21 protein-coding genes are annotated in these 18,888 nt (G+C 70.8%); 9 read left to right on the top strand and 12 right to left on the bottom strand.

Annotated features, from left to right (window positions below; genetic code table 11):
• The first annotated feature begins 26 nt into the window (after window positions 1-26).
• Both AW271_RS21040 and AW271_RS43320 read left to right on the top strand, forming a co-directional pair.
• Entirely contained in the window at window positions 27-953 is a 927-nt protein-coding gene (locus AW271_RS21040) for an RNA-guided endonuclease InsQ/TnpB family protein (protein WP_500784379.1), read from the top strand.
• On the top strand, window positions 931-1,161 hold the full coding sequence (locus AW271_RS43320) for a zinc ribbon domain-containing protein (RefSeq protein WP_500784378.1): 231 nt from the start codon (window positions 931-933) through the stop codon (window positions 1,159-1,161). Before AW271_RS21040 ends, AW271_RS43320 begins: the two co-directional genes overlap by 23 nt.
• 40 nt (window positions 1,162-1,201) lie before the next feature.
• Here the strand turns inward: AW271_RS43320 and AW271_RS21035 are convergent, their stop codons facing one another.
• The 10 genes from AW271_RS21035 to AW271_RS20995 form a co-directional block, all read right to left on the bottom strand.
• Window positions 1,202-2,596, bottom strand: a complete 1,395-nt coding sequence (locus AW271_RS21035) for a beta-N-acetylhexosaminidase (protein WP_169806371.1) — start codon at window positions 2,594-2,596, stop codon at window positions 1,202-1,204.
• 263 nt (window positions 2,597-2,859) lie between these two features.
• Window positions 2,860-5,748: a CDP-glycerol glycerophosphotransferase family protein gene (locus AW271_RS21030; RefSeq protein WP_083976945.1), complete on the bottom strand. Its 2,889-nt coding sequence runs from the start codon at window positions 5,746-5,748 to the stop codon at window positions 2,860-2,862.
• A gap of 51 nt (window positions 5,749-5,799) precedes the next feature.
• Window positions 5,800-6,105, bottom strand: a complete 306-nt coding sequence (locus tag AW271_RS38655; protein ID WP_083975419.1) for an MGMT family protein — start codon at window positions 6,103-6,105, stop codon at window positions 5,800-5,802.
• Window positions 6,102-6,461, bottom strand: a complete 360-nt coding sequence (locus AW271_RS21025) for a hypothetical protein (protein WP_062339078.1) — start codon at window positions 6,459-6,461, stop codon at window positions 6,102-6,104. The genes AW271_RS38655 and AW271_RS21025 overlap by 4 nt, the downstream gene beginning before the upstream one ends.
• Before the next feature lie 67 nt (window positions 6,462-6,528).
• On the bottom strand, window positions 6,529-7,656 hold the full coding sequence (locus AW271_RS21020; RefSeq protein WP_062339077.1) for a S8 family serine peptidase: 1,128 nt from the start codon (window positions 7,654-7,656) through the stop codon (window positions 6,529-6,531).
• Complete coding sequence (locus AW271_RS21015) at window positions 7,650-8,447, bottom strand: hypothetical protein (RefSeq protein WP_245653138.1); 798 nt, start codon at window positions 8,445-8,447, stop codon at window positions 7,650-7,652. Before AW271_RS21015 ends, AW271_RS21020 begins: the two co-directional genes overlap by 7 nt.
• An 88-nt stretch (window positions 8,448-8,535) precedes the next feature.
• Window positions 8,536-9,735 carry a S8 family peptidase gene (locus tag AW271_RS21010; RefSeq protein WP_245653137.1) on the bottom strand — a complete coding sequence of 400 codons (1,200 nt, stop codon included), beginning with the start codon at window positions 9,733-9,735 and terminating at the stop codon, window positions 8,536-8,538.
• A complete protein-coding gene (locus tag AW271_RS21005; RefSeq protein ID WP_245653136.1) occupies window positions 9,729-10,448 on the bottom strand; it encodes a hypothetical protein in 720 nt (239 codons plus the stop codon). The genes AW271_RS21010 and AW271_RS21005 overlap by 7 nt, the downstream gene beginning before the upstream one ends.
• A 32-nt stretch (window positions 10,449-10,480) precedes the next feature.
• The gene (gene moeZ, locus AW271_RS21000) at window positions 10,481-11,662 is read right to left on the bottom strand and encodes an adenylyltransferase/sulfurtransferase MoeZ (protein ID WP_062339074.1); all 1,182 of its coding nucleotides are present in this window, start codon (window positions 11,660-11,662) and stop codon (window positions 10,481-10,483) included.
• 65 nt (window positions 11,663-11,727) lie between these two features.
• The gene (locus AW271_RS20995) at window positions 11,728-12,615 is read right to left on the bottom strand and encodes an alpha/beta fold hydrolase (RefSeq protein ID WP_275935770.1); all 888 of its coding nucleotides are present in this window, start codon (window positions 12,613-12,615) and stop codon (window positions 11,728-11,730) included.
• 184 nt (window positions 12,616-12,799) lie between these two features.
• Here AW271_RS20995 and AW271_RS20990 point away from each other — a divergent pair, with 184 nt between their 5' ends.
• Entirely contained in the window at window positions 12,800-13,375 is a 576-nt protein-coding gene (locus tag AW271_RS20990; protein ID WP_062339073.1) for a hypothetical protein, read from the top strand.
• A 144-nt stretch (window positions 13,376-13,519) separates the two neighbouring features.
• Entirely contained in the window at window positions 13,520-13,879 is a 360-nt protein-coding gene (locus tag AW271_RS20985; protein ID WP_157554441.1) for a hypothetical protein, read from the top strand.
• On the opposite strand, the gene ku is transcribed toward AW271_RS20985, so the two are convergent.
• Window positions 13,876-14,706, bottom strand: a complete 831-nt coding sequence (ku, locus tag AW271_RS20980) for a non-homologous end joining protein Ku (RefSeq protein WP_062339071.1) — start codon at window positions 14,704-14,706, stop codon at window positions 13,876-13,878. The genes AW271_RS20985 and ku overlap by 4 nt on opposite strands.
• Window positions 14,707-14,783: 77 nt before the next feature.
• On the opposite strand from ku, the gene ligD (AW271_RS20975) reads away from it, so the two are divergent.
• The 5 genes from ligD (AW271_RS20975) to AW271_RS20955 all read left to right on the top strand — a co-directional run bounded on the left by ligD (AW271_RS20975) (window position 14,784) and on the right by AW271_RS20955 (window position 17,791).
• Window positions 14,784-15,713, top strand: coding sequence for a non-homologous end-joining DNA ligase (ligD, locus tag AW271_RS20975; RefSeq protein ID WP_245653134.1), 930 nt, complete (start codon window positions 14,784-14,786; stop codon window positions 15,711-15,713).
• Window positions 15,710-16,576, top strand: a complete 867-nt coding sequence (ligD, locus tag AW271_RS20970; RefSeq protein ID WP_062339069.1) for a non-homologous end-joining DNA ligase — start codon at window positions 15,710-15,712, stop codon at window positions 16,574-16,576. Before ligD (AW271_RS20975) ends, ligD (AW271_RS20970) begins: the two co-directional genes overlap by 4 nt.
• Before the next feature lie 22 nt (window positions 16,577-16,598).
• The gene (locus tag AW271_RS20965; protein ID WP_063818063.1) at window positions 16,599-16,784 is read left to right on the top strand and encodes a hypothetical protein; all 186 of its coding nucleotides are present in this window, start codon (window positions 16,599-16,601) and stop codon (window positions 16,782-16,784) included.
• A 75-nt stretch (window positions 16,785-16,859) separates the two neighbouring features.
• Window positions 16,860-17,480 (top strand): TetR/AcrR family transcriptional regulator, encoded by a 621-nt coding sequence (locus AW271_RS20960; RefSeq protein ID WP_030451799.1) that lies wholly within the window; start codon window positions 16,860-16,862, stop codon window positions 17,478-17,480.
• A gap of 80 nt (window positions 17,481-17,560) precedes the next feature.
• Complete coding sequence (locus AW271_RS20955) at window positions 17,561-17,791, top strand: DUF3107 domain-containing protein (RefSeq protein WP_062339067.1); 231 nt, start codon at window positions 17,561-17,563, stop codon at window positions 17,789-17,791.
• 285 nt (window positions 17,792-18,076) lie between these two features.
• On the opposite strand, the gene AW271_RS20950 is transcribed toward AW271_RS20955, so the two are convergent.
• Window positions 18,077-18,730 carry a ferritin-like fold-containing protein gene (locus AW271_RS20950; RefSeq protein WP_062339066.1) on the bottom strand — a complete coding sequence of 218 codons (654 nt, stop codon included), beginning with the start codon at window positions 18,728-18,730 and terminating at the stop codon, window positions 18,077-18,079.
• Window positions 18,731-18,888 lie beyond the last annotated feature (158 nt).

The following is an 18,888-nucleotide window of genomic DNA, read 5'->3' as shown; positions in this document are numbered from 1 at the left end:
TTATAACGTTAACCATGGGGCGGAGGGTGAAGCGGACATACAAGTACCGTTTCTACCCGACCTCGGGACAGGCCGAGGAGTTTATCCGCACCTTCGGTTGCGTGCGGCTCGTCTACAACAAAGCTCTCGACGAGAGGACCCGCGCCTACCGATCAGAGGGCCGGAAGGTCTCCTACGCGGATTCCTCGGCGGCCCTCACGGCCTGGAAGAGGTCCCCGGAGTTGTCGTTCCTCAGGGAGGTCTCATCCGTCCCGCTCCAGCAGGCGCTGCGGCATCTCCAGCCGGCATTCGCGAACTTCTTCGATAGGCGGGCGGGTTACCCCGCTTACAAGTCCCGCAAGAGATCACGGCTGACGGCCGAGTACACCCGCTCGGCCTTCCGCTGGCGGAACGGCACCCTGACACTGGCCAAGATGGACGCCCCGCTGGCCATCGTCTGGTCGCGCCCACTGCCCGACGACGCCCAGCCGTCGACGGTGACCGTCTCGAAGGACTCGGCCGGTCGCTGGTTCGTCTGCATCCTGGTAGAGGAGGAGATCACTCCCCTGGCGCCCGTGCCGGCCACGGTGGGCGTGGACATGGGAGTCACGACTCTGGCCACGTTGTCCAACGGCGACGAGATCGACAACCCGAAGTTCGAACGTTCGGACGCCCGCAGGCCGGCCCGAGCCCGTCGAGCCCTGGCCAGGAAGTCGGAGGGGTCGGCGAATCGGGCCAAGGCGCGGTCGAAGGTCGCCCGGTTGACCGCACGAACGAGTGACCGTCGCCGCGACTTCCTGCACAAACTCTCGACCCGGCTGATCCGCGAGAACCAAGTGATCGCCGTGGAAGACCTCACCGTGCGCAATCTGGTGAAAAACCGCCCGCTGGCTCGGGCCATCAGCGACGCGAGCTGGCGGCAGCTCAGGGAGATACGGGCGCGAGCTCCTCGTGACCGATCGCTGGTTGCCTAGCTCCAAGCTCTGCAGCGCATGTGGAGCCGTCCGGCCGAAGCTCCCGTTGCGGGTCCGCACCTGGACCTGCGACTGCGGCGTCTCCCACGATCGCGACGTGAACGCCGCGAGGAACATCTTGGCCGCCGGGCTGGCGGACAGGCAAAACGCCTGTGGAGTCGGCAGAGGACCCGGACGAGCGTTGTCTCGTGCGGGCGGCCGATGGTGAAGCAGGAACGTCTCACCCGCCGCGAGACGAGGTCAACACGTCACGGCCAGCTGATGCGCGGCGAACGGTGGTAGTCGACCCCCCATCGGTCCCAGACGGTCGCCATCGGGGCCAGGCGGGCCGCGAACGCGTCGAACGAACGTTGCGCCTGCGGGGTCCAGGCGACCTCGGCGATGGCCGGCAGGCGCGGGAAGGTCAGCAGCTCGACGTCGTTCATGGTGACGACGGTCTCGGTCCACAGGGCCATCTCGACGCCCTCGATCTTCTCCTCCCCGATCCCGTCGATCAGGGTCGCCGGGTCCCAGTCGTAGGCGTCGTCGACCTCGGTGGTGCCGGCCCAGGTCTGGCCGATCCGGGTGGCGTCGTCGTACTTCATGTCGAGGTAGACCCGGCTGGCCGGGGACATGATGACCCTCGCGCCCTGGGCCACCGCGCGTTCGACGTCTTCGGGCCCGCCGTTGGTCTGCCAGTACTGCACCAGCGAGTTCGGGGGCAGCACGGTCGCGCCGGCCTCCTGCCAGCCGACGACCTCCTTGCCGTTGGCGGTCACCGCCTTGGACGCGAGCTCGACGATCTGGGCGTACTCGCGCTCGCTCAGCTTCTCGACCTCGTCGCCGCCGATGTGCAGGTGGTGGCCGGGGGTCAGCGCGGCGAGCTCCTTCAGCACGTCGTTCAGGAACCGGGCCGTCTCGGGTCTGCCGGGGCACAGGGCCGAGAAACCGACCTTGACGCCCGTGTACGGTTCGGGCGCCACCCCGTCGCAGGTGAGCTCCGGATGGGCGGCCAGGGCGGCGTTGGTGTGGCCGGGCACGTCGACCTCGGGCACGACGCGGACGAAACGTTCCTGGGCGTACCGGACGATCTCGCGGTAGTCGGCGGCCGTGTAGAAGCCGCCCGGCCCGCCGCCCACCTCGGTCGACGCGCCGACCGTGGTCAGCTTGGGCCAGCCGGGCACGGCGATGCGCCAGCCCTGGTCGTCGGTCAGGTGCAGGTGCAGCACGTTCAGCTTGTACGCCGCCATCAGGTCGACGAACCGCTTGACGTCGGCGACCGGGCGGAAGTGGCGGGCGACGTCGAGCATCGCGCCGCGCCAGGCGTAACGGGGCCGGTCGCTGACCCGCACGCCGGGCACCTCGCGCTCGCGGGCCAGCTGCCGGAAGGTCTGCGCGCCCCGGAACAGGCCCTCGGGCGTCGCCGCGCTGATGCGGGCGCCGTCGGCCCCGACGGTGAGCTCGTACCCCTCGGCGCCGGCCTGGGGCGCGTCGAGGTCGAGCCTGACGCGGCCCCGGGGGCCGGTCGACAGTTCGAGACCGGTGTCGGCTTTCAGCCCGGCGACGAGCAAAGCCCCGACCGACGGCTCGGCCGAGGCGACCGTGTCGCCGGGTTCGAGGGTGAAGCTCTGCTCCAGCCGGGTCACCGACGCCGGAAGAGGCACCAACGGCAGAGGAGCCCCCACTTCAGGTGTCTCCTGGCCACACGCTGTCACCACCATCACCAGCCCCACGAAAAGCCGACGCCACATAACCCATATGGTGCCCGCTCGGGCGCGTCCGTGTCTGGACTGAGGAGCGCAGGAGAGCGAAGCGAACCGGAGCGACGAGGGAAGACACGGACTGAAGGCGCCCGAGCCCGCCCCGCCGAAGGCGGGGCAGGCGAACAGGTGCCCGCCCCGCCGGGAGGCGGGGCAGGCAGACACGGCTAGCCGGTGAAGACGTGGTCGACCAGGCGGGCGGTGGCCTTACCGGAGTCGTGCGGGGCGTACGTGCGGGCGAAGGCCGCGTAGCGGTCGGCGAGCCGGACCGACACCGAGTCGATGGTGCGCAGCACCTCGACCACCTCGGCCGAGCTGGCCAGGCGCGGGCCGGGCCGCTGGGCCTCCAGGTCGAGGTAGAGGCCCCGGCTGTTCTTGTACTTGTCGATGTCGGGCGTGAACAACACGATCGGCCGTCCGGTCGCGACGAAGTCGAACATCGACGACGAGTAGTCGGTGACCAGCACGTCGGCGATGACCAGCAGGTCGGCCATGTCGGGGTAGGTCGTGACGTCGATCGCGAACCCGCCCAGCGACTGGACGTGCGGGAACGCCTGCATCATGTGCCCGCGGACCAGAACCACGTGGTCGTCGCCCAGCGCCCGCTGCGCGTCGGCCAGGTCGAGCTTGACGGCCGCGTTGCGGCGGTCCCAGTCGCGGAAGGTGGGCGCGTACAGGACGACCCGCTTCCCCTCCGGGACGCCCAGCCGGCGGCGGATGGCCGGGGCCAGCGCGTCGCGGTGGAACAGCACGTCGTTGCGCGGGTTGCCGCACTCCAGCAGCTCGCCCTCGTAGCCGAACGCCTTGCGCAGCACGCCCGACGCCCACGGCGACTGGGAGATCAGCAGGTCCCACTGGCGGACCTCGGTGGTCTGCCGGGCGTACACCGGCGGACGCGGCTCGCGCCGCATGTGGGGCAGGTCGCGGCCGATGTGCTTGACCGGGGTGCCGTGCCAGGTCTGGACGTAGACCTGGTCGTCGCGGGCCCGGAACCACGGCGGCAGGAACTGGTTGGCCACGATGTAGCGGGCGCGGGCCAGGGCCTCGTAGTGCTCCCGGCTGCCCTCGCGGACCACCGTCGGCACGATGCCCTCGCCGAGGCCCAGCTCGGCCGAGCCCGGCGGCGTGAACGCGCCGTCGCGCACGACCCAGATGTGCTCGCCCTCGTCGCCCCGGCGCAGCCGCTCCTCGTAGATGGCGCGCGGGTTGTCGGAGTAGGACCGGCCGTCGAAGGAGGCGTAGACGGTGGCCTGGCGGATCGGCTTGGCCTTCTCGGCCGGGTAGAACGTGCGGCTGAGCGCCCACACCCCGGCCGCGCTGCGCTCGTCGCCGGGCCGCTCCTCGGCCGCCACCAGGACGGGCACGTCGTAGCGGGTGGCCACGAACCGGTAGACCCGGCCGCCGACCGTGCGCTGCTCCTCGTCGATGGTGTCGAGGGCGGCGTGGTCGACCCGGACGGGCACCATCGCTGGGCCGTACTTGCCGGGCGGGGCGACCGACATCGTCCAGGTGCCCTCGACCAGCGGGGTGGTGTCGCCGAAGCGGGGCATCGCGCCGGGCGCGAACTCCACCTCGAAGGCGGTGCCCTCGCGGCGCAGCGGCACCCGGTAGGTCAGCCCGCCCCGGTGCCGCAGCACCAGGTCGCGCTCGCCGGCCTCGGCCGGGTATTCGCCGCTGAGCTTGAGGGCGCCGTCGTGCCAGGCCATCGCCTTGATGACGGGCAGCACCTTGTGGCCGGAGATGACCACGCGGTCGCGCCGGTCGCCCTGGACGGTGATCTCGCGGTCGCCCAGCAGCAGCCGGGTCTCCGGAGTGCCCTCCAGCATGACCGAGGCCGCCGGGTCGCCCTTCGGCTCGACCCAGAGCCGCCGCGCGTCGGCGGTCAGCAGGGTCTGCACGCCCAGCGAGAGCGAGAAGACGCTGCCGCCCTCGGCGGGGGTGAACTCGGCCGGCATGCGGTGGCCGCCGACGCGGGCCTTGCCCTTGTCGACAGCGCGTCCGGGCAGGAAGCCGGTCAGCTCGACCGTCTCGCCGTCGATCTTGACCCCGGTCAGCTCAGCCCGGGTGGGCTGGAGCACGACCTGGAGCGCCTTGTCGGACGTCCAGACGGGCCGCACCCACCAGCGGTCGCGGGTCCGGCGTCCGGCGGGCCGCTCGACCCGGCCGATCGACGGGCCGCGCAGCACGCCCTTGGCGCGGGCGGCGCGCGACCAGATCACGATCTCGGCCCGCCAGGTGGTGGTGTCCTGGACGGTGTGCCGGCGCTTGATCATCCGCTTGGCGCCGCGGACCATCGCCCGCACGCCCGCCCGCCAGCGCAGCGAGAACGGGTTGAGCTCGGCCTGGAAGCCGGCCCAGTCGTAGTTGCAGCCGGGTTCGCGGGCGTCGTGGGTGGCCTCGGGCCGGAAGACCCGGGTGGTCCTGAGGGTGACCGGCGGCAACCAGCGCGGACCGCGCAGGACGACCGTCGCCCGGTTGAAGCGCCGCGACCGCACCGACAGGCCCGCCAGGTAGGCGTGGCCGGTGATGCGGAGCTTGCCGCCCTCCCAGGTGATGTCGTCGATCCGGGTGACGGGCACCATGTCGGCGGGACGCAGCCGCAGCAGCGACTGGTCGGGGACCTCGACGGGGAGGTCGGCGTACCAGCGCAGGCCCTTGCGGACGCGGCGGGACGGCTCGGCGGCCGCGGCGGCCAGCTTGGCCAGCGCGTCGCCGTCGGCGAGTGTCTTGGTGTCGGCGGTCTCGACCAGGTGGAAGGCCACCCGCCGGCCGACCGGCAGGTCGCGCTTGACCTTCGGGTCGACGGTGGCGAGATAGGGGCGCAGCACCTCGATGGCCTGGGCCCTGCGGGCGGGGCCGCGCTTGGCGGCGGCGTCGAGCCGGGCGCCCAGGCAACCGGCCAGCACCTCGGCGTCGAGCCGGGCGCGTTCGGCGCTGCTCAGACCCTCCGCGCGGATGAGCTCCACGAGGGCGTCGAGTGGCTCGCCCCTGTCATAGAGCTCCTGGACAGCCCGCAGTCGATCGGCGACGGAATCGCCCTGGCGAGCGGGTGTCATAAGGGGGCACCACCCTTCGGATGACCGGTGTTTCAGAAATGGTAATGCCGGTTAAAGGGGGATTCCGTCCCATCGTGCCTCACGCATCAATGCGCGTTCCCCTTTCACCGGTGTTCCTTCCGTACGCCACCTGCGGAGACATTCGGCCTCCAGGCCCGGCGGCGGGCTCCCATCGGTTCTGATCACGCGCCACCACGGGACGGCGCCGCCCCAGGTGGCCATCACCCGCCCCACTTGCCGGGGCCCGCCCTCACCGAGATATTCGGCCACGTCGCCGTACGACATGACCCTCCCGGGCGGGATCCGTTCGACCAGGTCGAGGACCCGGTCGGCGAACGGCGGCGGGTGATCGTTCATTGGCTCCAGCTTGTCGGTCCGGCGTAGAGGAGGTCCTCCACCTTGCCGAACTCGACGTCGCCCTGTTCCAGAATGCCGTCGCGGACGCCGTAGACCTCGCCGTCCTCGCCGACCAGCCGTCCGCCCAGCAGCTCGGCGACGCGCGCCAGGTGGGCGAGGTGCCAGTCGGATTCGGGCGAGCCGAACAGCCGGCCCGACCACTCGGCGACCCGGTGGCCGTCGTCGCCATGCCGCGCGACGACCTCTCCCGCCTCGGCCGATCCGCGCACCTCGAGGTCGGAATGGCCCGACAACGCGCGGACGAGTTCGGCGTAGGCGAGCGGTGATTCACGCTCGACGCGCAGCTCGTAACCCATGAGGCGCGACGATAGCGAACCTTTGCCCCTTGTTGTGATGAGAAAGGGCAAGTTTCCCTCTAAGTCGTCATCTCCGTCTGCGGGCCAGCAGCCCGGCGAGAAGGCCGAAGGCGGCCAGGCTCACCACCGCGCCCGCACCGTACACCCACAAGCGGAGCGGGTCGGGGCCGGGCGGTTGCGGACCGGCCGACTTCGGCCCCCCGCCGAAGTGGAGGTCGCCGCCCACCGGCACCTCTTCCTGGTATTTCGCCAGCTCTCCCGCGCGGGCCAGCGCCTTGCCCGCGTTCACCACGCCGAAGCCGACCTTGTCGTCGTAGCCGTTGCCGGGGTGGGGCCCGGCCGAGTCGGACACCGACCGGGCGACCAGTTCAGCGGGCAACCGGGGGTGTTCGGCCCGGATCAGGGCGGCCACCCCTCCCACGAGGGCGCTGGCCGCCTGGGTGCCGTTCACCGCCAAGGGCCGCCCGCCGGTCTGACCCGCCGGGATGCGCACGCCCGGGGCGGCGACCAGCACCGAGAGGTTGTCGGAGCTCGCGGGGGCGCGCACACCCGCGTCGTCGACGGCGGCCACCCCGATCACGCCGGGGAAGCCCGCCGGGAACTGCCAGTAGGAGGTGCCGTTGGTGGTGGACGAGGGCCACTGGCCGATGTCGCCCGCCCCCGAGACGATCACCACGTCGCGCTGGAGGGCGTAGGCCACGGCGTCGCGCTCGACCCGGCCGACGCCGAAGATGCCCATCGGGACCACGATCACCTGGGCGCCGTGGTTGACGGCGTAGCGCACGCCGCGGGCGATCGGGCTGTCGAGCGGGGTGCCCTGGGCGCCCTCGGGGTCGACCAGACCGCCTTCGAGGGGCATCGAGGTGATCGGCACCGACAACACGGTGGCCTCGGGCGCGGTGCCCTGGGGGCCGCCGCCGGTCCCGTTCCCCGCGACCAGCCCGGCCAGGACGGTCGAGTAGTCGTTGGTGCGCATCTCGTCGCCCTCGAAGAACGTTCCTGTCATGTCGGGGGCCTGGACGACGCGGCCCTTCAGCCCGGCCGGCTCGCCGACGCGGTCGTGGAGCAGCGCCACCGTCACCCCGGCGCCCTTGGTCTCGGCCCAGGCGGCGTCGACGCCGAGGTCGTCGAGCGGGGGCGGGGCCGCCGCGACGGCCAGCAGCGCGGCCGCCGCCAGGGCGGCCGCCCTCAGCACTCGTTCCCCTGGGTGCAGCGCGGCACCTCGGGCTCCTCGCCCAGCGACCGGGCCACCCGGCCGCCGAGGGCCTGCGCGGTCGGCCACAGCTCGCTGTGCAACAGCTCCTCCTGCGGGATCGCGTCACGGGTGCGTCCGTCGGTGTACCCGGCGGTGTAGAAGACGATGTACGGCCCCACCCCGACCCAGCCCGAGCGCTGCCGCTGGGCCGCGCCGAACAGGTCGGTCACGGTGCCCGGGAAGGCCACCGGCCGCACCCCGACCCGGTCGTCGATCGGCAGTTTCGCGGCGGCGGCGGTGCGGGCGTCCTCGTCGGCCATGACGGCCACGCCGATGGTGATCGCGAACGCGCCCGACTGGTCGACGTAGGTCGCCCGGAGCAGCGACCGGCACGACACCTCGCGGAAGACCGAGGCGACCGAGCGGTCGACCCCCGCCCAGCAGGGGATCTCGGGGGCGATGCCGACCCGGCGGGCGAACTGCTGCGAGCGGGCCAGGCCGACGTATTCGAGCTCGTCGGGGAAGACCATCGAGGCCGGCCAGTCGTGCCAGCGGCGCGCGACGTCCTCTTTCACGTAGTCGGCGCGTTCCTGGCCGGTCAGGGGCCGGGACCGGGTCTCCTGGACGATGCCCACCCCGGCGATCACCGCGTTGACGGCCGCCACCAGCACCGCGGCCGTCAGCAGGCTCGTGACGATGCCGCGGCGGCGGACGCCCTTCTCGAGCTCCCGCCGCTCCTTGGCCTCCTGGACCGCCGCCGCGCGCCCACGTGTGGCCGGCCATGCGCGCACCCGCGTTCGCTGGGCTCGCGGCTGCTGTGGCGACATTCCTCAATGTTACGCCGAAGACTCCATACGCCAACGATTCGGTAGAGGTCTCCTAGGTGGCGATTTCTGGTGAAGCCTCCCTGCGCCGCGCGCGGCGGGCGCAGACGACGATCACGGCGACGCTGCCACCTGCGCCGAGGAGCCCGGCGACGCCCGCCGCGCCGTAGAAGGTGATCATCCGGCGGTCGCGTTTCACCATGGCGATCGGCTGCGGGGAGGCGGCGGAGAAGGGGCGGTCGGGATCGTGGGCCTCCTTCCCCGAAGCGGTCGGTCTATGCCCGGCGAGCCGGGCCGCCGCGGTCAGCGCGCGGCCGGCGTTGACGACGCCGAAGCCGGTGCCGGTGTTGTAGCCGGCGCCCTTGGGGGCGACGGCCGAGCCGGCGAGGGCCTGGGCCACCAACGCGGGCGACATCTTCGGATATTTCGCCTTTATCAAGGCGGCCACCCCGGACACCAGCGCCGTCGCCTGGGACGTGCCCCGGCCGACCCAGTATTCGTCGCCGGGCCCGGCCCCGAGGATGTCGACCCCCGGCGCGGCCAGCATCACCGAGGCGTTGCGGGTGGAGAAGAAGGCCCGTTGCATCGTTCCGGTCACCGCCGCGACCGAGATCACCCCGGGCAGCGAGGCCGGGTAGGAGTAGTGGCCCCCGGCGTCCTCGGCGCCGTCGTTCCCGGCCGCCGCGACCAGCACCACGTTCCGGGAGATCGCGTACGCCACCGCCGCCCGGTCGTCCTCCGTCGCGGCGCCCTTGGCGATCGACAGGTTGATCACGTCGGCGCCCTCTTCGACGGCGTACCGAATGCCCTTGGCCATCACGCTCTCGTAGCGCTCGTCCATGTTGAACTTCTTGAAGCCGGGTTCGTCGTCCTCCAGGATCACCCGGACCGACAGGATCTCGGCCTCCGGGGCGACCCCGATCACGCCGTCGCGCCCGCCGGGCCCGTGGCCGTGCCCGGCGACCAGCGAGGCCATGTACGTCCCGTGCAGCCGCTGGGGCCGCACGCCGGCCGGGTTGGCGCCCTTGGTGAAGTCGCGGCCCACCCTGACCGACCCCGCGAGGTCGCGGTGGTCGGGGTCGACGCCCGAGTCGAGCACGGCCACCAGGACGCCGTCGCCCTTGGTCTCGCGCCAGGCCTGGTTGATGCCGATCATGCCGAGCGTGCCGGTCTGGCCGCCCCGCACGCCGTCGGCGTAGGCCGGGACGGACAGGAGGAGCAGCGGGAGCGCCGCCGCGAGGGCCCGGATCAGCACAGGAAGCCCTCCGACTCGCAGGTCGCGGGCTCGGGCGCGACCAGGCCGCGGGCGATCTGCTCCGAGAGCTCGTCGGTGAAGGTGAACATCGAGGTCATCGGGCGGTCGAGGGCCTTGGCGGGGCGGCCGTCGGCCTGCCCGGCGGTGACCATCACGAGATAGGGCCCGGCCCGGTGGTAGGTGCCGTACTGGCGGCCGGCGGCGGTGAACCGCTCGGTGGCGGTCTTGGCGAACGTCAGGGGCCGCAGGCCCGGAGAGGGGCGGTGTTCGCGGGGCAGCGCGGTGGTGGCGGCCATCACGGCGGCGGCGTCGCGGAAGGCGGCCACCCCGATGGTGACCACGACGCCCTCGACGGCGTCGAGATAGGTGGCGCGGATGAGGCCCCGGCAGCCGGCGTCGTCCATCGCGGTGCGCAGCGCGGCGTCGACGGCCCGCGCGCAGTCGGTCTCGGGGCCGATGCCGACCCGGCGGGCGACCTCACGGCCGCCCTGCTCGGAGGTGTAGCCGAGCCGCTCGGGGAAGATCTTGCCGGCCGGCCAGGTGCGCCAGCGGCGGGCCAGTTCCTCGGCGGCGGCGGCGCGGCGTTCCTGCTTGGTGGGGCCACGGGTCAGCTCGGTCATCGCCGAACTGACCCCCACCCCCGCGACGACCGCGCAGCTCACGGTGAGGGCCGACGCCACGACGAGCGCCGGCCAACTGCGTCTTTCCGTCACGGACCGACTGTAACCGGCCCAGATGGGTCGTATCAGTAAGTCGGCTGAGACGGGTCTACCGTCTTGACCCAGCTCAGCACGCCTCCGCCGACGTGGACGGCGTCGGAGAACCCGGCGCTCTTCAGCACCGCGAGCACCTCGGCCGAGCGCGCGCCCGACTTGCAGTGCAGGACGATCTTCTTGTCCTGCGGCATCTTCTCCAGGGCCGAGCCGTTGAGGAACTCGCCCTTGGGGATCAGGGTCGCGCCGGGGATGTTGACGATCTCGTACTCGCCCTGCTCGCGGACGTCGACGAGGTAGATGTTCTCGCCGTCGTCCTGCCACTTCTTGAGCTCCAGCGCGGTGATGGTCGAGCCCTGCGCGGCCTGCTGGGCCTCGTCGGACACGACGCCGCAGAACGCCTCGTAGTCGTCGAGCAGCGCGGTGACCGTCGGGTTCTTGCCGCACAACACGCACTCGGGGTCCTTGCGGACCTTCACGTCGCGGTACTTCATCTCGAGCGCGTCGTAGATCATCAGACGGCCCACCAGCGGGTCGCCGATGCCGGTCAGCAGCTTGATGGCCTCGTTGACCTGGATCGAGCCGATCGAGGCGCAGAGCACACCGAGCACGCCGCCCTCGGCGCACGAGGGCACCATGCCGGGGGGCGGGGGCTCCGGGTAGAGGCAGCGGTAGCAGGGACCGTGCTCGGCCCAGAAGACGCTGGCCTGGCCGTCGAAGCGGTAGATCGAGCCCCACACGTAGGGCTTGCCGAGCAGCACGGCCGCGTCGTTCACCATGTAGCGGGTGGCGAAGTTGTCGGTGCCGTCGACGATCAGGTCGTAGCCCGAGAAGACGTCCATCACGTTGTCGGTGGTGAGGGCCACGTTGTGGATCACCACGTTGACGAGCGGGTTGATCTCGCGCACGGTCGCCGCGGCCGACTCGGCCTTGAGGCGGCCGACGTCGGACTGGCCGTGGATGATCTGACGCTGCAGGTTCGACTCGTCGACGACGTCGAAGTCGATGATGCCGAGCGTGCCCACGCCCGCCGCGGCCAGATACATCAGGGCCGGGGAACCGAGACCGCCGGCGCCCACACACAGGACCTTGGCGTTCTTCAGCCGCTTCTGCCCGGTCATCCCGACGTCGGGGATGATCAGGTGGCGCGAGTAGCGGCGCACCTCGTCGACGGTGAGCTCGGGGGCCGGCTCGACCAGCGGTGGCAACGACACAGTTCCACTCCCGTTTCAGGGCGTTCGAGGGTAAGGCTCGCGCCCCCGGAGGGGCGCGCTCCACATCACAACCTAACCGGCGCGTCCGCGCATTCCCGAATCAGCGCTCCGGCCTCGCGGGCGACGATCTGAGGCGACTCCATCTGGGCCACGTGGCCCGCCCAGGGCAGCGTCACGATGCGCACGTCCCGGAAGGCGCGCGAGGCGCGGGAGGCCATGCGCGCGTCGACGATGCGGTCGCGGCGCCCGTGGATGACCAGGGTGGGGGCCTCGACCCGGGCCGCCTCACGCCAGAGGTCGGGCCGGAAGTACTCGCGCACGATGCCCCGGGCCGAACCGATCATGGCCGAGGCGGAGTAGGGCAGGTCGTCGCGGCGGCGCAACTCCTTGACGGCGGCGGCCAGCCGGTCGGGGTGGACGCAGTCGAGGTCGCCGTAACACATGGAGATGGTCGCCTGGATGCGCTTCTCCGGCGGCACCGTCACCGACATGTGCCGGACCACGAACTCGGCCACGCCGGGCACCGCCGACAGCGCCACCCGGGCCGGGCCCACCCGCGGCAGCAGGTCGGGCAGGGCCGGCGAGACCAGCGTCAGCGACTTCACCAGATCGGGACGCCACGCGGCCACCCGTACGGACACCGCCCCGCCCAGCGAGTTGCCGAACAGGTGGACCGGCCCGCCTGCCCACTCGATGAACCGCACCATGGCCCGCGCGTGCGCGGACACCGAGTAGTCGCGGTCTTCGGGCTCGGGTGACCACCCGGCGCCGGGCAGGTCGGGCGCGAACGTGCGCACCTGGTCTTTGAGCAGGTCAGAGAGGTCGGTCCAGTTGGTCGCCGAGCCCGCCAGGCCGTGGATCATCACGGCCTTCTCCCGGGGCCCGTCAGGCGTAAATCGGTAATTGAGCCGCAGATCGCCAAGATCGACCCGGTCGCTCGGCCAGTCGGGCACCGGGCCCGGAATCTCCGCAGAAATCGGGCTTGTCACGCCACGTCCTCCCGCCGTTTACGGACAATCCACCCCATCGTACTCCATGGCTACGCTAAGTGACCGCAAAAGCCGGATACTGCCCGTTTTGTCACGCAGAGTGAGGACATAACACGATCAGGCACCAGCCAATCACAAGGAGTAATTGATGCAGCTCAAGAAGCTCGCCAGCACCCTGGCTACCGCCGCCCTCGTCGGCGGCGGCGCCGTCCTCGCCATCGCGACTCCCGCCGCCGCCGACGGCGGTGGCCACGAGTGGTCGGGTGACGACTGGGGCCACGGGCACCACGGTCACCACGGTCACCACCACTTCCACAACCACACCTGCGTCTTCAAGGTGCGGCACGGCTCGCACCACGCGGACCCGAAGCTGCACCACGGCGCCTTCCCGGCGGGCCGCTTCCGTCACTACGTGCGGGTCTACCACCGCCCGTGGCACCGCAGCCGGATCGTCGGCTACCTGCACTCCGGTGGTTACACCATCGGTAAGTGCCACCCGGTCCGCGGCCACCACCACCACGGCGGTGGCGGCTGGGGCGGCGGCTGGGACGGCGACGGCGGCGGCGACTGGGGCGGCGACGGCGGCAGCTGGGGCCACGGCTTCCACGGCGGCCACCACTTCCACAAGGTCAAGTCGCACTTCAAGCGTCACCGCTGGAGCCCGCGCAGCGGCTTCACGGAGGGCTGGCACCTCCACAAGCAGTACCGCTGGCACCGCAACTAGCAGGACCTGATCACGGAATGACCTGAGTGGTCTTCTGAGATCCCAGCGACGATCGTGCCGCGATGACTCCGGTCATCGCGGCACGTTTCGTTTGGTCACACAGGGTTATCACCGAAAGGATCACGATGATTACTAGGAGTGATGATGATAACCCGTCTGACTGGTATCGCCGTCGCGGCGGCCCTGGCCTCCGGCACCCTCGTGACCGCGGCGGCGGCCCCCGCGAACGCGGAGGTCTGCTCGTATCAGCTCATGAGGGGGGCCAAGAGCATGTTCAACGCGGCGGCCCCCGTCCACACGGCGCCCGACGTCAAGAGCAAGATCATTGACGACCTCTACAACCTCGGCGACTTCATCACCGGCAGCTGCCGGCTCTTCGGCGAGGAGAACACGTGGCGCCGGGTCGTCGGCGTCGGCAACGGCCGCGTGGGCTACACCCAGGCCGGCTATCTGAGGCGAGGCAACAAGTTCGAGCTCGACCTGCTGCTCAGTGAGCGCTACTAGGCGGTCTTGCGGGTCTTCTTCTTGGGCTCCGCCTTCTTCTTCTGGACGCCCTCGCGTTCGCGCTTCGCGGCGTCGACGCTGGCCCGCAGGGCGGCCATGAGATCGACGGCGGGGCCCGCCTCGGCCGGCGCCTCGGCCTGGATCACCTCGCGCCCGGCCACCTTGGCGTCGATGACCTCCTGGAGCGCCTCTCTGTACGCGTCCTTGTACTCGCCCGGGTCGAAGTCGCCCACCATCGTCTCGATCAGCGACTCGGCCATCTTGAGCTCCTGCGGGCGCAGGTCGATGTCCTCGTCGAGGAACGGGAAGTCGGCGGTGCGCACCTCGTCGGGCCAGAGCATCGTCTCCAGGACGAAGATCCCGTCGCGTACCCGCAGGGTGGCCAGCGACTCGCGCTGACGCAGCGCGACCTTCACGATCGCGACCTGGCCCGACCGCTCCAGCGCGTCGCGCAGCAGCACGTAGGGCTTCGCGCCCTGGGCGTCGGGCTCCAGGAAGTAGGACTTGGCGAAGTAGATGGGGTCGATCTGCTCCACCGGGGTGAACTGGAGGACGTCGATGCGGCGGGAGCTCGACAGCGGCAGGTCGGCGAAGTCGTCGTCGGTCAGCACCACCATGTCGCCGGTGGGCAGTTCGTAGCCCTTGGCGATGTCGGCGTAGGCGACCTCTTCGCCGTCGACGGTGCACACGCGCTTGTATCTGATCCGGCCGCCGTCCTCACGGTGCACCTGGTGGAAGGAGACGTCCTTCTGCTCGGTCGCCGAGTAGAGCTTCACGGGGATCGTCACCAGGCCGAACGAGATGGCGCCCTTCCAGATGCTGCGCATAGCCACATTCTCGTCTCTGTGTTCGAATACCGCCATGTCGGGATTCAGATGACTTACCTAATGGGCACATACCCCCTGTGGCACTGCCATACCCGGTCGAACCGATGCTCGCCGTCCCCGGCCCGCTGCCGTCGGACGGCGCCCATTACGTGCTCGAGGTCAAGTGGGACGGCATCCGGGTGCTCGCCTACCTGGAGGGCTCGCCCCGGCTGTTCGGCCGCAGGGGCGTCGAGGTCACCGGGCGTTATCCCGAGGTCGCCGGCCTGGAGGTGCCCGGCCGCTCGGTCGTGCTCGACGGGGAGGTCGTCGCGTTCGACCACGACGGGAAACCCTCGTTCGAGCTGATCCAGCGGCGCATGCACGTCGGCGACCCGGGCGCCCACGGGCTGCTGCGGGCAGTGCCGGTGACGTACATGCCCTTCGATCTGCTCGCCCTCGACGGCGAGGCGCTGCTCGACCGGCCCTACCACGAACGGCGGGCGCTGCTGGAGTCGCTCGGCATCACGGTCGCGCCCACCTTTCCCTGCCACCCCGACGTGGTGGCGGCCACCGTCGAGCAGGGGCTCGAAGGGGTGGTGGCCAAGCACGTCGACTCGCGGTACCGACCGGGCACCCGGTCACCCTGGTGGGTCAAGGTGAAGAACGTGACCGAACGCGAGGTCGTCATCGGCGGCTGGCGGCCGGGCAAGGGCCGCAGATCGGGCGGCATCGGGTCGCTGCTGATGGGGGCCTTCGGCCCCGACGGCTTCGTCTTCCTGGGTCATGTCGGCACGGGGTTCAGCGACGCCGCCCTCGACGAGCTTCACGCGTTGCTCGCACCGCTGGAGATCCCGCGCAGCGCGTACACGAGAGAACTGCCCCGGGAGATCGCCAGAGACGCGCGCTGGGTGCGCCCCGAGATCGTCGGCGAGGTCGCCTACGCCAACCAGACCACCGAGGGACGCCTGCGCGCCCCCGCCTGGCGCGGCCTGCGGCCGGACAAGATCCCGGCGGAGGTGCGGTTGTGAAGAAGGTGCCCGTCCAGGTCGAGGGCCGTGACCTGGTGCTGACCAACCTCGGCAAGACCCTCTACCCGGAGGCCGGGTTCACCAAGGCCGAGGTGATCGACTACTACACCCGGATCGCGCCGGTCCTGCTCCCCCATCTGCGCGGGCGCCCGCTCACCGTGAAGCGCTACCCGAACGGCGTCGGCGGGGCCTTCTTCTTCGAGAAGAACGCGCCCGCCCACACGCCGTCGTGGGTCCGCCGTGTACGTCTGCCCGTCCCCGGCAGCACCAAGGACCGCGAGACCATCGACTTCGCGATCGTCGACGACCTGCCGACTCTGGTCTACTACGCCAACCTGGCCGCCCTGGAACTGCACGTGCCCATGTGGCGGGTCTCCCCCGACGGCGACCCGCTGCCGCCCGACCTGCTGGTCTTCGACCTCGACCCGGGGGCCCCGGCGACGATCGTCGAGTGCTGCGAGGTGGCGCTGCTGCTGCGCGACACCCTGGCCGGCGAGGGCCTCGACTGCTTCGCCAAGACCAGCGGCAACAAGGGCATGCAGCTCCACGTGCCGTGGACCTCGGAGGTGAGCACCTCGGAGTTCGCCAGGGCGATCGCCGAACGGCTGGCCCGCCGGCACGACTTCGTCACCGCCGTGATGGCTAGACGCGAACGCCCGGGGAAGGTGTTCATCGACTGGAGCCAGAACAACCCGGCCAAGACCACCGTCGCCGTCTACTCGATGCGCGCCAACCCGCATCCGACCGTCTCCACCCCGCTGACCTGGGAAGAAGTGGCCGGCTGCGACCACCCCGACCAGCTCAGGTTCACCACGTCCGATGTGCTGGCACGGGTCGAGGCGTCCGGAGACCTGTTCCCGTAGTGTGGGCCGAGAGGAGGACGCCATGTCCGAGAGCGGAAGCGAAGCCACCAGCGAGGCCACCGAGGCCGACGTCGCCGAGCAGAACCGCCCCCTCGACGACGAACCCGAAGAAAACCCCTGGCCGGAAGATCTGCCCCTGGAGGCCGACCCGGCGGACGCCACCGACCAGAACCGGACATACGCCGACGACGAGGACGACTATCGCTGACCTGGTGGCCCAGCCGTAGGATGGTGGCCCCCGCCAGGAAACCCGATCGATGAAGCCCGCGTGCAAGGAGAGGCCGTGACCGCTACCCCGGACGCCAAGCCCCGGGGCACCCGGCTGCCCCGGCTCGCCCGCCGTCGCCAGCTGCTCAGCGCCGCCCAAGAGGTCTTCGTCGAGAACGGCTACCACGCCGCCGCCATGGACGAGATCGCCGAGCGGGCCGGCGTCAGCAAGCCGGTGCTCTACCAGCACTTCCCGGGCAAGCTCGAGCTCTACCTGGCGCTGCTCGACGTCCACGTCGACGACATGGTCTCGCGCTGCAAGGAGGCGCTGGCCTCCACGACCGACAACAAGCAGCGTGTCCAGGCCGCCATCGGCGCGTTCTTCGACTTCGTCTCCAGCCAGGGCGAGGCCTTCCGCCTGGTCTTCGAGAGCGACCTGCGCAACGTCGCGGCCGTGCGCGAGCGCATGGAACGCTCGCTGCGGCAGAGCGCCGACGCGATCGCCGAGGTGATCCAGGAGGACACCGGCTGCTCCAGCGAAGACGCCCACCTGCTCGGCGTCGGGCTCGTCGGCATGGCCGAGGTCAGCGCCCGCTACTGGCTGACCAGCGGCGGCGCGATCCCGAAAGACGCCGCGGCCGGGCTCATCGCCCGTCTCGCCTGGCGCGGCATCGGCGGTTTCCCCCGCACGACCTAGCCGGTTTACGCCCGCCGCGATCAGGGCTCTGCCGCGGCGATTCCGGGGGCCACGATGGAACCCTCTCGAAAGGGGCCCAGATGGAAATCAAGATCGGCGTGCAGTCGGTGCACCGTGAACTCGTCGTCGAGACCGACCTCACCGTCGAGGAGATCGAGGCGGAGATCCGCAACGCGCTCGCGGCCGACCGCGGCGTCTTCTCCATCACCGACGTCAAGGGAAACCGGGTGATCGTGCCCGTAGCGGCGCTCGGCTTCATCGAGATCGGCGAGGGAGCCAGCCGTTCGGTCGGGTTCGGCGGCACTCTCTAGATGAACGCCTTCGGGCGCCGCTTTTGGACGGCGGCGCCCATTGGCTTCTAACGGGGACCGTGGATACAGCCCGGCGGACGTCTGCGTGGGATGTGTGCGTCGTCCCTGCGTCTGCTGATGGTCGGGCATCCTGAGCTCGCCCGGCGCAACACCGCGCGGGAGGCCCATCGGTTCGGTCCACATCTTGTCAAGGAACTGCCGTAGCGGCGCGAGGCCCTCATAACTCGCACGGTACAACCCAATGGCGCCTTCACGCCTCTCGATCATTACTCTGGGACGCCTGATTCAGCCCCCGGGAGTGAGCCCGAGCGCCGACATCCGCTTGCCGTGCTCCTCTGTCAGCTGGGCGAACATGCGTCCGATGGCGGCCAGGTCGTCGCCGTCGACGAGCAGTTCGGCCAGTTCCGGCCGGGCCGTGGCGACCCGGTGGGCCTGGCTCAGCGCCTCGCCGACCAGCCGCCGCGCCCACAGGGCCAGCCGGCCGCCCAGGCGCGGATCCTCCGCCAGCGCCTTCCTGACGCGTTCGACGACCAGTTCCGAGCGCGCCTCGTCGGCCAGCGCCTGGTCGACCAGTTTCTGGGTCTCCTCGTCGACCCGGCGGGCGGCCACCCGGTAGAAGTCGCCGGCCAGGCCGGTGCCGACGTAGGCCTTCACCAGGGCCTCGTACCAGTCGCCCGGCTGGGTCTGCTCGTGCCAGGCGTCGAGGGCGTCGGCGAACGGGGCCATCGCCTCCTCCGGGTCGGCGCCGAGATCGGCGATCCGGTCGCGCACCAGCCGGAAGTGGCCGTATTCGGTGGCCGCCACGTCGCCGAGCGCGGCCCTGTCGGTCAGCGAGGGGGCCAGCACGGAGGCGTCCTGCGCCATCCGGAGGAACGCGGTGAGCTCGGCGTAGGCGAGCACGCCCAGAAGGTCGACGACACCGGGCCGGGAAATGGTCATGGCAGCAGCGTAGGGGCAGGGTCTCTCGAAGAAACATGCGAAACACGCCGCAAATCGGTTAGCAGCTGTGGTATCGAGTAGACTGCTCGGTGAGAAGTGCGACCGCACTGTGTTGATCCGGGGTATCTGTTCCCGGTAACCCCCAGAGAGTTTGGCTG

It is taken from the genome of Herbidospora sakaeratensis (assembly GCF_001570525.1).
Lineage (GTDB): Bacteria > Actinomycetota > Actinomycetes > Streptosporangiales > Streptosporangiaceae > Herbidospora > Herbidospora sakaeratensis.
Note: the sequence above shows the minus strand (reverse complement) of the source record. Positions and strands in the feature narration are given on the sequence as shown.